This window comes from Congregibacter litoralis KT71 (genome assembly GCF_000153125.2).
In the GTDB taxonomy this organism is placed as follows: Bacteria; Pseudomonadota; Gammaproteobacteria; order Pseudomonadales; family Halieaceae; genus Congregibacter; species Congregibacter litoralis.
On record NZ_CM002299.1, the window covers coordinates 1899349 to 1912197 of the forward strand.

Sequence of the window (12849 nt, forward strand, 5' to 3'; positions counted from 1 at the left end):
GAGTAAGCTCCTGTGCCATTTCGTCGATTCAGGGCGCGTACGTTACAAGGACGGACGCCAATAGGAAACGCCTGGCGCCCCTAATTTTTGCGGCGCCGGGTGCTCAGCTTGTGTTTGCGCACCAGGCCCCGCAGTTGGTCGTAGCTCAGCCCCAGGGACTCGGCGCTACGTCGCTGGTTAAAGTCCTGTTGTTCCAGCGCTGAGATAAGCAGGGATCGCTCGTAAGCGTCTACGCGCTCACGAAGATTGATCGATCCCTCCTCGTTGATAGCTTCCGGGCCGGGCCCAGAGTGCTTTTGTGCCGGCCGGGCAGAGTCCGCCGTGACCGAACCCACCGATGCAGCCGGTTGGTCCTGGAGGGGGAGGGCGTCGGACCAGGGACTTTCGAAGGGATCGATGACCAGGGTCTCTACCGCATTGTCCTGATCAGCCCAGCGGTGCAGGGAGCGTTCGATGACGTTTTTGAGCTCGCGGACGTTACCGGGCCAGGAATGCTCGGCCAGGGCGTGCAAGGCCGCCGGCGTGAAGCCGGGAAATTGCTCCCAGCTCAGCTCGGCACTCATTTCCACGGCGAAGTGTCGTGCGAGTAAGAAGACGTCGTCGTCACGGTGGCGAAGTGCGGGCATATGCACCACGTCAAAGCTCAGACGGTCCAGGAGGTCTGCCCGGAAGCTCTGTGCCGCAGCCATGGCTCTCAGGTCGGCATTGGTAGAGCCTACGACGCGTACATCGACGCTAAGGGTGCGCTGCCCCCCAACGCGCTCGAATTCACCGTATTCGATAAGGCGGAGAAGTTTCTCCTGGAGGCGAGGGGACATGGTGCCGATCTCGTCCAGGAGCAGGGTGCCGCCATCGGCGCGTTCAAAGCGCCCCACGTGGAGTTTCGACGCACCCGTAAAGGCACCGGCTTCGTGCCCGAAGAGCTCGCTTTCGAGCAGTGTTTCGGCCATGGAGGCGCAATTGACCTTGATAAAGGGGGCGTCCCATCGGCTCGATAGATAGTGAAGACGCTCTGCGGCAAGCTCTTTGCCGGTGCCTCGCTCACCCAGCACCAGCACCGGACGTTGGATGCCCGCGAGCTGCGAGAGATGATCGAGAGCGGCAGCCAGAGACGCCGATTCACCCAGCATATTGTTTGGAGATCGCATATAAGGCGAAATATACCAATAAATACGGTAATAAAAGCCATATAAATTAGCTTAATTGCCCGCTTTTTCATGAAATTATATCAAAAATGGATGAAATATTTATAGTAAGTAATTGTAAATATTAATTTTTCTACAAATCTGGCCCATAACTTGGATTATTAATGGCGAACCACCAATAGCAGGGAGCGCTGTATGGAGCCGGACCGTTTGACGATTTATCTCGCATTAGCCGTAGTGGCCTGCGGGATAGCCACGGTGACAGGACCCTCTCCGGCGCTCATTACATTGTTCGAAATAGTACTGGTTGTTGAAGCGGTCAATCTTATCTCGGCGCCGGGCGATGCTATGCGCTCCCGCCCAGACACCCCTAAGCACTCGCAAGGAGAGTAATCATGGGTATATTTTCGCGAATGAGCGACATCATTAACTCAAACATCAGCGCGTTGCTGGATCAGGCTGAGGATCCGGAGAAGCTGATCCGTCTCATCATTCAGGAGATGGAAGACACCCTCGTAGAGGTTCGCAGCTCTTCCGCCCGGGTGTTAGCGGATCGCAAGGCGGCGACGCGCCGCGTGGAGCAGCTCCAGGCCGAGGCCGACTCCTGGGAACAGAAAGCCAAGCTTGCCATCAGCAAAGGGCGGGAAGACCTTGCCCGCGCAGCGCTTCAGGAAAAACGCGAGATAGAGGAAGAGCTGGAAGCTGTCAGTGCGGAGCTTGCCGCCACGGATGAGCATATCGCACAGTTGAATGACGAAATCGGTAAGCTCCAGGCAAAGCTGAATGACGCCAAGGCCAAGAAAAAGGCCCTGGTCATGCGAACCCAGACCGTGGAATCACGGATTAAGGTAAAGCGCCAGGTGAATCGTGATGCCTTGGACCAGGCCTTTGGTCGCTTTGAGCATTTTGAGCGGCGTATGGATAACCTGGAAAGCCAGCTTGAAGTCATGGACATGGGCAAGGACGTCGCGCCATCCCTGGCGGCGGAGATCAATGCACTGGAGCAGGACGAGAAAATCACGGCGGAACTGGATCGTCTGAAGGCGGAGCTGGGCGGGTCCGACGCCCCCAAGGATGCCTGAACCCATACCGCTCCCGCCGGCAATAGTGCAGGATGGGAGCATTACCTTCTGAGGCAGGGAGCCATAGATGGAACTTTACGAACTACTTTTCGTGCCAACGATTCTCTTCATGGTCATCGTTGCTCCGATCTGGATTGTGCTGCACTACCGCAGTCTCAATCGCTCGAGTCGCAGTCTGAACGAGGAAGATCGTGAGAACGTTGAGCAGATCCTGGTAACCGTGGATCGATTGACGGAGCGCATTCAGGCGCTGGAATCGATCCTCGACTCCGATCACGGTGATTGGAGGGATCAGGAGCAACAGGAGACCACCAGAAGGAGAAGCTCATGAACGATTACTCGGAGGAAGATCGACGTCGCGGACGCCGTCATCGCCGCAGGCATCGGAGCGGTGGTGCCCAGTTTCGCCACTATCAGGAGCGCAAGCGTCACGGCTGGGGCATGGGTCTTTACCGGAACCGCCGTGACGGCAAAATCTGCGGGGTTGCTGCGGGCATCGCCGACTACTGGGATGTCGCCGACTGGGTGGTACGCCTGATTTTTATCGGCGCGTTTCTTTTTACCGGCACCCTGGCCATCTGGGCGTACGTGGCGGGATGTCTGCTCCTGAGCCCCCGTCCCGACGACCGCAAAGGCCGTCGCCGCAAGCGGGAATCAGCGGAGGTCTCGGGCGCCGTTCCGCCCTCGGCCAACGAGGAGGCGTTTGGTCCGGAAATGGAGTACGACGAGCGTTATCACGACTATCGTCCCAAAAAGATGTTCCGCTACAGCGACAGCGCGAGTGTGCGCCTCTCCCGGGCCCGGGAGCGACTCGACCAGGCCCTGCGACGCGTTGAAGACATGGAGACCTATGTCACCTCCCGCCGTTTCAAGCTGAATAGTGAGATTTCCAGGCTTTAGCAAACCCTGTGCCCGGGGGTTGTGCCCCGGGCTCCTCGGAGTATCCTTCCTCTCCAACAATGGATGATAGAGATACCGCCCAGGTAGCAGGCGGTCCGGGAGACAACTATGGGGACAAGTCGGATGGCATTGTTTGGTGATGTCGTCATGCCGGGGTCCGAGGCAGTGGACCCTTACCATCTGCCGCCGCCCGCGGCCTGGCTGGCCCTTACGGAACCCCAGCGGGTGGCGCTGGAGGTGCTTTCTCTCGCGGCGGTGCGCCGCATGCTGAATAACCTTGCGCCGGGTGATGGTCATCCCGTGATGGTCTTACCCGGTTTCCTGGGATCCGATGGCTACAATGCGACCCTCCGGCGCTTTCTGAAAAGCCTCGACTACCGTGTCTATGGCTGGGGTCAGGGGCAAAATCTCGGGCCGAGGGGTGATACCCTCGAAAAACTCCTGGAGCGTGTCGCCATGCTGAAGGATCGCTACGGACAGTCAGTCTCCATGGTGGGCCATAGCCTGGGAGGCATCTTTGCCAGGGAGATTGCGCGGGAGGCCCCGGATCTGGTGAGGCAGGTAGTCTCTCTCGGCAGCCCCTTCGGTCGCGGACGGCACAGCGGCTCCTACCCGGCGCGCCTTTTTGAGGCCCTGAATCCCACCGATGATTTGCCTGTAGCCCTCGATGATCTTCACCGTGCGCCGCCGGTGCCCACCACCGCGGTGTACTCCAAGGGTGACGGTATCGTGAACTGGCGAACAGCATTTCAGAATCCTGAGTTTGCCCACGAGAGCACGCAGAACATTCAGGTGCGCGGTAGTCATTGCGGTATGACCGTAAATCCTACGGTCTGGTATATCATCGCCGACAGGCTTCGTCAGTCCGTGGATGACTGGAAACCCTTTACGGTGAGCGGTCTTGCCACGGTGATGGTGCCCAAGCACGCCGCCTAGCAATCAATCGTTGATTTCTCGCTACCGCTTTTTCTGAAGGCCTCATGATGGTTTCTCTGCGCCTTGGCGCCGCGCTGATGGTGATGACAGCTTTGCTCCTGGGTGCGGGCGATAAAACCCTCGCGCAATCCGGCGACGGGGCCCGGGGTTGGTCCTTTGATGCGGATCTTCGCCTGCGCAGCGAGTATCTTGCCGACTCCTTCCGGTTGCTAGCGCCGGATCATGACCATATTCAACTTGCCCGCACGGTGGTTGGCGCGAGCTTTGAGGCCTCCGACTGGGGGCTTCGGGCCGAGGTGCAGGACAGTCGCGCCTGGGGCGCAAAATCTCAGTCTCCCATCGGCACCGACGACATCAATACCCTGGAGCCCATCAATCTCAAGCTCTGGAAACGCTGGATCCGGGAGGAGGGTAGCTCCCTAACCCTGACCGCCGGTCGTTTAACCATGGACTATGGCAGCCGTCGACTGCTGGCACGCAATAACTTTCGCAATACCAGCAACGCTTTCCAGGGTGTGCTTCTCACCCACGACGCAGCCAGCGGCACTGCCAGAGTTTTTTACACCTTACCCCTGCAGCGGCGCCCCGATGGCCTTGAGCGCGAGTCGCTCCTGAACAGGGAGTTTCGTCTGGATAAAGCGGGCAGTTCAGAACGATTCTGGGGCGGGAGCTTCGATCATCGCCTATCCGGCGAGAAGGCATCCCTTGGGGTGTACCTTTTTGGGAGTGAGCTGAGAGACCGGCCGAGTCGGCCCGTCGCCGACCGCGACCTCACAACGCTGGGCTCGCGTTTTCTTTGGGCCCGGGGCGGGGCTGATTTTGAATTTGAAGCCGCCTATCAGTGGGGAGAGTCCCTGCCGGGCGCGCTCTCGACGGGCGACGCTCTGGATCATCGGGCCTGGTTTACCCATGTGCATGCGGGTCTGGATGTAGGGCCGGGTCTTAATCTCAGGCTGGGCTATGATCAGGCCACGGGCGACCGTGATCCCCTTGATGGGCGAAACGAACGCTTTGACCGCCTCTACGGTGCCCGGGCCTTCGAATTGGGCCCCAGCGGCATCTTTGGCGCAGCGGTGCGCAGCAATCTCCGTGCGCCCTTCCTGCGCGCCCAATGGCGGGCCACGGGCAGTCAGCGTTGGCTGTTGGCCTATCGCTGGCTGGCGCTCGATGCACCGCGAGACTTTTTTGTGACGGGAGCCCGGCGGGATGTCAGTGGAGAGTCCGGTCGTGAGATAGGCGGGCAATGGGAACTCAGCTGGCGATGGCTCCCCGAACAGTATGCCTTCAGCGTAGAGGCGGGGGGCGCCTATCTGGATAAGGGCGCGTATTTCTCCGGTTTCTCTCAAGCGCCTCTGAACCCGGCGGCTCCCGACGATACTCACTATCTCTACACCCAGCTTCACTGGCGTTTCTAGGGATTTGCTGGTCGTTCCGTCGACGTTTATGTCGGTGTTTGTGTCGACGGTCTAACGCAAGTCCCACGGGTGTGGCGTCGTGCCGGGCGTTGTGCCAGACCCTGTAGCAGGCGCTGGATCTTATGTTCAGAGATTAGTCGTACGAAGACCTGAAATGGGGTTCATTTCTTCCTCGCCGGCTACATGTCGGATGATGCGGTAATAGAGACCCGCTGCAGAGCCGTCGAGAAGGGCCTCACAAAGCATATTATCGGTATCGACAGATTCCGCTGCCTCCAGAACTCTGCCAAAGGTGCGCTTGAAGTTTTCGCTGTGGCGGGTGCGAATATCGGTGCCAAAGAGCATGTCCCGAAGCACCTCGGGATTGTCGCGGTTGTTCGCGGCTTCGGACACCATCAGGCGGATAAACAGGGAATGATCGCCCGTGCTGGCCTCGGAGCGCAGCTGTGAAAACTTCTCGAGGGACACCTCGTCGGTGCCCGTGGGGCCATAGATAGAGATGTAGTGAAAACCCGCGATACTCCCCAACTGCTCCTGCACAAGACCGAGGAGTTTGAAGTAGGAGTCCCGCCGGGAGTGGAGTTCCAGGCGCCGCGTGCTTTGCTCCTGAAGGCTTGTGGCGCGGGTGTTTGCGGTGATTTCTTTTTGCTGCATGAAATGGCCGATAACCAGCCATAAAAACGCCAGGGGTGCGAAAGCGCCCTCAAAAAAACTGCCGATATCTGCTGTCGGCAGTCTTTGAAACTCGGTCCAGCCCACAAGGCGCGTGATGTAGTAAATTCCCGTACCCATCCAGACCGTGGTTATCGTGAGTCCGAACATTATCCGCCAGTCGAGACGGGATTTTTCTGTATCTTCATTGTCCATGTATGCAGCATAGCAGAGCTTTTACCCTCGCTTCTGCTGCCTTAGGCTCGTCCGCTCATCAAAGGAGAATCAGTGTGGAAGCGGCTGTTGTAGAAAACTTCGGGGGTAAGGGTCTTCCCTTGCTCTTCGCCCATGCCAATGGCTATCCGCCGGGGAGTTACCGGGAACTTTTTGCCCATCTGGAGGATCGCTTTGCCATCAATGCACTCGAGCACCGTCCTCTCTGGGGAGGGCGGGAGCCTCCCCGGCGCCTGAGCTGGCAGCTCTTTGCCAGCGATATGCTCGACGCCATAGATCGCCACTATGACGAACCCGTATGGGTTATGGGTCACAGCATGGGCGGTACCATTGCCGCCCTGGCCGCTCAGCGGCACCCGGATAAAATTGCCGGGCTCATACTTCTGGATCCTGTGTTTCTGCCAGATCGCTTTGTGCTGGCAACGCGCCTCATGCCCGAAAAGCGCCGACAGAAAATGCCCATGCTGCGGCGGGCGCTGTCGCGTCCGGAGCACTTCGAAAACCACGCAAAGGCCTTTGAATTCTATCGCGGAAAACGGGCCTTCAAGGGACTTAGCGATGAGGCATTAACCCACTATGTTAAGGCAAGTAAAGCGCCCCTGGCTGACGGCGGCGTGCAGCTTCGCTATTCCGGTGCCTGGGAAGCCGCGGTCTACGGCAGTGCCCCCCGGGCGCGACCCTTGATGAAACGCATGCTTGTGCCGACGCTGGCCCTGCGGGGAGAAAACAGTGACACGCTCCGGCCGGAGATCTGGTCGCGGTGGCAGCACTGGCAGCCCGCCGCCAGTTTTCGGGAAATTCCCGGGGGGCATCTGTTTCCTCTGGAGGCGCCGCTTGCGACGGCAAAGGCGGTCTCGGATTACATTTTTGGGGATTAATTGCCCGACGACCCTTTCGCGGGAGGCCTGAGCGCCTATAATCGATTTGAAGATTCGCGGAGAAAGATTATGAGCAAAATTCTGATCGTTGCGGACAAAGGTAAGTCCTGCGTTGCGACATCCCGAGGCCTCGAGCTAGCCGCCAAGTTGGGCTATGACGTTGAGATAGTGGCTTTTGTCTACGCGCCCCTGAACCGTATTGACGGCGGCAAGACGGAGCAGGCGGAGCTCAAGCAGCAGATTCTCGATAAGCGCCGGGCGCAGATGCTCGAGCGTATTGATGCCTTCGCGAAGAAAGAACAGAAGGTTGCCCTGAAAGTTGTGTGGTTGAAGACCGTGCATCCATGGATCGTCAAGCGCACCACCAACGGTAACTTTGCCGCAGTAGTAAAGACCACTCACGCGACGGGGAGTCTCGGTTATACCTCCACGGACTGGCACGTGCTCCGCGAGTGCCCCCTGCCGGTGCTCATGGTGGCAGAGAAGAAGTGGAGCCGGACACGCCCCGTCATGGCTGCCCTTGATCTCGGCACGCGAAAACGCAGCAAACAGCAGTTGAACTCGAAGGTCCTGGGCGCGGCTAAAGCCCTTGCAGAGGCCCTGGGCGTCGAACTGAGGATCATGTCGGCGATTGAGATTCCCTCGGTGCTGGCAGATCTGGATCTTGTGGATCCCATCAGCTATTCCAAGAAGCATCGCGAGGAAATGCTGCCGCACCTCAAGGCCCTGGCAAAAGAACATGACATCCCCGAGAAGCAGTTTGTCACCAAGCGTGGCCCCGTGTGTAAGGTCATTACGTCCCAGGCAGCCAAGGCCCGGGCGCAGATCGTTGTGATGGGTACGGTGGCCCGCCAGGGTCTGAGTGCCAAGCTTATCGGCAACACCGCCGAGTCCGTATTACAAGATCTTCATACAGATGTGTTAACCATAAAGCCTGATGCCTGATCCAATGCCGCGGGGCGCGGCAACGGGCGATTTCAGTAAAGGATGGTGAGCACTATGAGCAGCCCGATTAAGACCCGACTGGCGGATCTTGATGACAGTTTGTTTGTACCCCGGGAGCTCAGCTGGCTCTCCTTCAATGCCCGGGTACTTCAGGAAGCCGCGGACGAGAAAGCCCCGGAGATTCAGCGCCTGCGCTATCTGGGCATTTTTTCCAACAATCTCGACGAATTCTTTCGTGTCCGCGTTGCTGAGGTTCGGCGCCTTATTACCGTATCCAGTGGTAATGCGCGCCAGAGTGCCAAGGACCTCCTGGGGGCGATTCAGGCTGAGGTAGTCGCCCAGCAGCGCGACTTTGAGCGGGTTTATGCCACGGTGATGGAGGCGCTCCAGGCGCGGCGCATATACCTGATTAACGAGCGGCAGCTGGAGCCCAATCAGGCGCAGTTCGTTCAGGACTTTTTCACGAAAACCGTGCTGCCAGAACTGGATCCCATTCTCTTTAACGAGGGTTCACCGATTCCGGTGCTCAATGATGAGTGCCTGTACCTTGCGGTGCAGATCAACGGAGGCAAGAAACAGCGCGTGGCCGTGGTTGAAGTGCCCACAGATCGCATGAATCGATTCGTGGAGATTCCCCGGCGAAAAGGTAAAAGCGGGCGGGTTTTCATCGCCCTGGATAATGTGATCCGTGCCTGCCTGCCGCAGATGTTTCGCGGCGTGTTAGCCATCGATTCGGCGGAGGCGTACTGTTTTAAGTTTTCCCGGGATGCGGAGCTTGAGCTTGATGTGGGCATCATGGAAAGCCTCATCGAGAAGATGGCCAGCAGCCTCAAGCAGCGGCAGAAGGCGGATGCCGTGCGCTTTGTTTACGATGCGGATATGCCCACGAGCCTGCTGGATTTTTTGGGATCAAAATTCTCCCTCGGCAAATACGACAGTTTGATTCCCGGCGGACGCTATCATAACTCCAAGGATTTCATGGCCTTTCCCAACGTAGGGCCCCGATATCTTGAGTTGCGGCCCCTGGGCAACGTGCCGGTCAGCCGTGTCGACGAGGCGGAGAACATTCTCGCGGCAATTCGCAGCAAGGATGTATTGCTCTATTACCCCTACCACTCTTTTGATTACCTGATTGATTTGCTGAAAACCGCCGCCGTGGATCCCGATGTGGACAACATCAAGATCTGTCTTTATCGCGTCGCCTCCGATTCCCGTGTTGTGGATGCGCTCCTAAGCGCCGTGCACAATGGCAAGCGCGTCATGGCGGTGGTGGAACTGGCGGCGCGCTTCGACGAGCAGGCCAATATCAACTGGGCGCAGCGGCTCACGGAAGGTGGGATTGAGGTCAAGTTCGGTGTCCCGGGCCTGAAGGTGCACAGTAAATTGCTCCTGATACAGCGACGGGAAGAGGGGCAACAACGCTTCTATACCCATATTGGCACGGGAAACTTTAACGAGAAAACCTCGCGCCTTTACACGGACTTTTCCCTCATGACCTATGACCAGGATCTGGGTCGCGAGGTGTTCGATGTTTTTGACTTTCTCCAGTACAACTATCGGCGCCCCCAATATCAGCATTTACTCGTGTCGCCCCACAGCTCCCGCCCGGGATTAACGGAAATGATCGAGGGCGAGATTGCGAATGCCCGAAAGGGCCTGCGGGCCGCCATGACCCTCAAGTGCAATAATCTCGTAGACCGGGAACTGGTCATGAAGCTCTATGAGGCGAGTGATGCGGGGGTGGAGATTCGCCTGATTATTCGCGGCATGTGTTCCCTGCAGCCCGGCGTGCGGGGGATTTCGGAAAACATTGAAGCCATCAGCGTCGTGGATCGCTATCTCGAGCATCCCCGGGTCTATGTGTTTTACAACGCGGGCAAGCCTCGTTACTACATTGGCTCTGCGGATCTCATGACCCGGAATCTGGATTATCGGGTCGAAGTGCTATGTCCCATCTATGACGCTGATGCGAAAGCCACGATTCAGGATGTGCTGGATATACAGTGGCATGACAATGTGCGTGCGCGGGTCATCGATAAAGCGCAGTCCAACGAGTTCGTGCCGCGAAAGGCAAAGTCGGCGGCGATTCGTTCCCAGGAGGCCATCCACAGCTTTCTGAGCACCGGGAAGAAGCCGCGCATTCCCCGATCCAATATGCTGCTCCCCGCCAAGCAGCGCAAGAAAAGCAAAAAGGACTAGCTGGTGGCCGGAGCCAGTCTTCTCGCCTTGCTCGATGACATCGCCGTGCTGATGGACGATGTGTCGGTAATGACAAAGGTGGCGGCCCGTAAAACCGCTGGTGTTCTGGGTGACGACCTAGCGGTGAATGCCGAGAAAGTTACCGGTGTGGCTGCGGATCGTGAGCTTCCCGTGGTCTATGCCGTGTTTAAGGGCTCCCTCCTGAACAAGGCCATGTTGGTGCCGGCGGCCATTGTGATTGCGGCGTTTGCAGGCTGGTTGATTACGCCCTTGCTCATTGCCGGGGGGCTTTTCCTGTGTTTCGAGGGCTTTGAAAAAGTCTGGCACTCCGTCGGTCACAGTGAACAGGAGCTTCACGAAGAGCAGGAGGCGCTCCGTACCCAGCTCGAAGATCCCGCCACGGACCCCCTGAAGCTGGAAAAAAAGCGCATCCGGGGCGCGGTGCGCACGGACTTTATTCTCTCCGCTGAGATTATCGTCATTACCCTGGGCATCGTCGGCGAGGCGAGCCTCCTCGTGCGTGCCAGCGTCTTAAGTGTCATCGCTATCGCGATGACCCTGGGCGTCTATGGGTTGGTGGCAGTTCTGGTGAAGATTGATGATTTGGGCTTGTACTGGCTTCAGAGCGAGCATCAAGGAGTCCGGGGGCAGGTGCCTCGCACCCTCGGGCGTGGGCTGCTGTTCCTCGCTCCGCGGTTGATGCGGGCGTTGACGGTTCTCGGCACGGCGGCGATGTTTCTTGTGGGTGGCGGGATTCTCGTTCACGGCATCCCCCTGCTTCACCATTTGTCGGAGGATGTGCTCCACTGGGCGGTGATGTTCATTGCAGACAACGCCTGGGTCCAGGTGGTGACGCCGCAGTTGTTCGCAGCGCTGACAGGCTTACTGGCGGGGGGCGTGGTGCTGACGGTGGTGTCCACGGGGCAACGGCTGTTCACCAGAGCCTCCTGAAACACCCCTGGCTGCTATTCACGCGGCTACTTCAACAGTGAGCCGAGAATTCCCCGAAAGAGTTTTTTACCCAGGCTTCGGCCCGTGGCAGAGCCGAGACTGCGGACCATGCTTTTTACGAAGGCATCGCTGGTGCTCTGGGTTTTTCGTCCGGTCTTTCGTTTGGCGCTCTGTTCGCGTTTTTTCAGCGCCGCTTCGTCCCGCTCCGCCTGCTGCACCGTAGCCCGGGCCAGGAGCACCTCATGGGCGCTCTCCCGATCGATGCTCTGGGTGTAGCGCCGGCGGTTTGGGTCGTTTTTCATGACGGCTTCCCTTTCAGCCAGGGTGGCCTTACCCATGCGGGAGGAGGGTGGTCTGACCAGGGTTCGCTGGACCATGGAAGGCACGCCCTTTTTCTGGAGCGTCGATACCAGCGCTTCCCCCACGCCGAGTTCACTGATCACCGTTTCTGTGTCCAGGGCGGGGTTTTTTCGAAAGCTCTGCGCTGCAACCCGCACCGCTTTTTGTTCCTTCGGTGTGTAGGCCCGAAGGGCGTGCTGTACGCGATTGCCCAGCTGGCCGAGTACGCTGTCGGGAATGTCGGCGGGACTCTGGGTGACAAAGTAGATGCCCACGCCCTTGGAGCGAATGAGGCGCACCACCTGTTCGATCGTTTGGAGCAGGATTTTTGGTGCGTCCTGAAACAACAGGTGGGCTTCATCGAAAAAGAACACCAGCTCGGGCTTGTCCGGATCCCCGATCTCGGGAAGTTGCTCAAACAGCTCGGAGAGTAGCCATAGCAGCAAGGTGCTGTAGACCCGGGGACTGCGGATGAGGGTATCCGCTGCCAGAACGTTGATCACACCCCGTCCGTCCCGGGTCCGTTGCATGAGGTCCCCAAGCTCCAGGGCGGGCTCGCCGAAAAAGTGTTTTCCGCCCTCGCGCTCCAACATCAACAGGCGTCGCAGAATGGCGTTTACGGAGGCGGCGGAGACGCGATAGCTGGTGCCCAGGGATTGACGGTTGTCCGCCAGATGCTGGAGGGTCGTGCGCAGATCCGCGAGATCCAGCATGAGAAGGCCGTTGTCGTCGGCAAACTGGAAAACCAGGGTGAGCACACCCTCCTGGGTGTCGTTGAGGCCCAGGAGCCGAGAGAGCAGCTGTGGGCCCATTTCGCTGAGGGTCGTACGGATCGGTGTGCCTTTTTTGCCGAAAACATCCCAAAAAGCGACGGGAAAGCCCTCCTGCGCATAGTCGCTGATCCCGATTTTTTCGATGCGCTCATCAATCTTTGGGTGGGGTTTTCCGGGCTGGCTCAGTCCTGAAATATCCCCCTTCACATCGGCGAGAAAGACCGGCACCCCCTGAGCCGAAAAGCTCTCGGCCAGGCATTGGAGGGTCACGGTTTTACCCGTGCCCGTGGCGCCGGCGATCAGTCCATGTCGATTCGCATAGCGAGGATTTAAAAATATCTGACCCTCATCGGATCCTCCGATGAGGATGCCGGGTGATTTCTCTTCGATACTCATAGCGT

The 12849-nt window shown here is 58.4% G+C and carries 12 protein-coding genes; 9 read left to right on the forward strand and 3 right to left on the reverse strand.

Annotated features, from left to right (window positions below; genetic code table 11):
* Positions 1 to 80: 80 nt before the first annotated feature.
* Complete coding sequence (gene pspF, locus KT71_RS08735) at positions 81 to 1148, reverse strand: phage shock protein operon transcriptional activator (RefSeq protein ID WP_040362268.1); 1068 nt, start codon at positions 1146 to 1148, stop codon at positions 81 to 83.
* Positions 1149 to 1540: 392 nt separating this feature from the next.
* Here pspF and pspA point away from each other — a divergent pair, with 392 nt between their 5' ends.
* The 5 genes from pspA to KT71_RS08765 all read left to right on the forward strand — a co-directional run bounded on the left by pspA (position 1541) and on the right by KT71_RS08765 (position 5478).
* The gene (pspA, locus tag KT71_RS08745) at positions 1541 to 2227 is read left to right on the forward strand and encodes a phage shock protein PspA (protein ID WP_023659491.1); all 687 of its coding nucleotides are present in this window, start codon (positions 1541 to 1543) and stop codon (positions 2225 to 2227) included.
* A gap of 67 nt (positions 2228 to 2294) precedes the next feature.
* On the forward strand, positions 2295 to 2558 hold the full coding sequence (gene pspB / locus KT71_RS08750; protein WP_023659492.1) for an envelope stress response membrane protein PspB: 264 nt from the start codon (positions 2295 to 2297) through the stop codon (positions 2556 to 2558).
* Complete coding sequence (locus KT71_RS08755) at positions 2555 to 3127, forward strand: PspC domain-containing protein (RefSeq protein WP_008295780.1); 573 nt, start codon at positions 2555 to 2557, stop codon at positions 3125 to 3127. The genes pspB and KT71_RS08755 overlap by 4 nt, the downstream gene beginning before the upstream one ends.
* 108 nt (positions 3128 to 3235) lie before the next feature.
* Positions 3236 to 4063: a lipase family alpha/beta hydrolase gene (locus KT71_RS08760; RefSeq protein WP_023659493.1), complete on the forward strand. Its 828-nt coding sequence runs from the start codon at positions 3236 to 3238 to the stop codon at positions 4061 to 4063.
* A 44-nt stretch (positions 4064 to 4107) separates the two neighbouring features.
* Positions 4108 to 5478 (forward strand): alginate export family protein, encoded by a 1371-nt coding sequence (locus KT71_RS08765; protein WP_008295778.1) that lies wholly within the window; start codon positions 4108 to 4110, stop codon positions 5476 to 5478.
* A 126-nt stretch (positions 5479 to 5604) separates the two neighbouring features.
* Here the strand turns inward: KT71_RS08765 and KT71_RS08770 are convergent, their stop codons facing one another.
* The gene (locus KT71_RS08770; RefSeq protein ID WP_008295777.1) at positions 5605 to 6345 is read right to left on the reverse strand and encodes a hypothetical protein; all 741 of its coding nucleotides are present in this window, start codon (positions 6343 to 6345) and stop codon (positions 5605 to 5607) included.
* Positions 6346 to 6419: 74 nt separating this feature from the next.
* On the opposite strand from KT71_RS08770, the gene KT71_RS08775 reads away from it, so the two are divergent.
* The 4 genes from KT71_RS08775 to KT71_RS08790 all read left to right on the forward strand — a co-directional run bounded on the left by KT71_RS08775 (position 6420) and on the right by KT71_RS08790 (position 11336).
* Entirely contained in the window at positions 6420 to 7241 is an 822-nt protein-coding gene (locus KT71_RS08775; RefSeq protein WP_008295776.1) for an alpha/beta fold hydrolase, read from the forward strand.
* A 69-nt stretch (positions 7242 to 7310) separates the two neighbouring features.
* The gene (locus KT71_RS08780; protein ID WP_023659495.1) at positions 7311 to 8186 is read left to right on the forward strand and encodes a universal stress protein; all 876 of its coding nucleotides are present in this window, start codon (positions 7311 to 7313) and stop codon (positions 8184 to 8186) included.
* A gap of 54 nt (positions 8187 to 8240) precedes the next feature.
* Positions 8241 to 10385 carry a polyphosphate kinase 1 gene (gene ppk1 / locus KT71_RS08785; protein ID WP_008295774.1) on the forward strand — a complete coding sequence of 715 codons (2145 nt, stop codon included), beginning with the start codon at positions 8241 to 8243 and terminating at the stop codon, positions 10383 to 10385.
* 3 nt (positions 10386 to 10388) lie between these two features.
* On the forward strand, positions 10389 to 11336 hold the full coding sequence (locus KT71_RS08790; RefSeq protein WP_008295773.1) for a DUF808 domain-containing protein: 948 nt from the start codon (positions 10389 to 10391) through the stop codon (positions 11334 to 11336).
* A 26-nt stretch (positions 11337 to 11362) separates the two neighbouring features.
* Here the strand turns inward: KT71_RS08790 and KT71_RS08795 are convergent, their stop codons facing one another.
* Complete coding sequence (locus tag KT71_RS08795) at positions 11363 to 12844, reverse strand: helicase HerA-like domain-containing protein (RefSeq protein ID WP_008295772.1); 1482 nt, start codon at positions 12842 to 12844, stop codon at positions 11363 to 11365.
* Positions 12845 to 12849: the final 5 nt, after the last annotated feature.

Bases quoted from the DNA above. Each gene is read 5' to 3' on its own strand.
- pspB (WP_023659492.1), top strand. From the start codon at position 2,295: ATGGAACTTTACGAACTACTTTTCGTGCCAACGATTCTCTTCATGGTC.
- KT71_RS08780 (WP_023659495.1), top strand. From the start codon at position 7,311: ATGAGCAAAATTCTGATCGTTGCGGACAAAGGTAAGTCCTGCGTTGCG.
- KT71_RS08770 (WP_008295777.1), bottom strand. From the start codon at position 6,345: ATGGACAATGAAGATACAGAAAAATCCCGTCTCGACTGGCGGATAATG.
- ppk1 (WP_008295774.1), top strand. From the start codon at position 8,241: ATGAGCAGCCCGATTAAGACCCGACTGGCGGATCTTGATGACAGTTTG.
- pspA (WP_023659491.1), top strand. From the start codon at position 1,541: ATGGGTATATTTTCGCGAATGAGCGACATCATTAACTCAAACATCAGC.
- pspF (WP_040362268.1), bottom strand. From the start codon at position 1,148: ATGCGATCTCCAAACAATATGCTGGGTGAATCGGCGTCTCTGGCTGCC.
- KT71_RS08795 (WP_008295772.1), bottom strand. From the start codon at position 12,844: ATGAGTATCGAAGAGAAATCACCCGGCATCCTCATCGGAGGATCCGAT.
- KT71_RS08765 (WP_008295778.1), top strand. From the start codon at position 4,108: ATGATGGTTTCTCTGCGCCTTGGCGCCGCGCTGATGGTGATGACAGCT.
- KT71_RS08760 (WP_023659493.1), top strand. From the start codon at position 3,236: ATGGGGACAAGTCGGATGGCATTGTTTGGTGATGTCGTCATGCCGGGG.
- KT71_RS08755 (WP_008295780.1), top strand. From the start codon at position 2,555: ATGAACGATTACTCGGAGGAAGATCGACGTCGCGGACGCCGTCATCGC.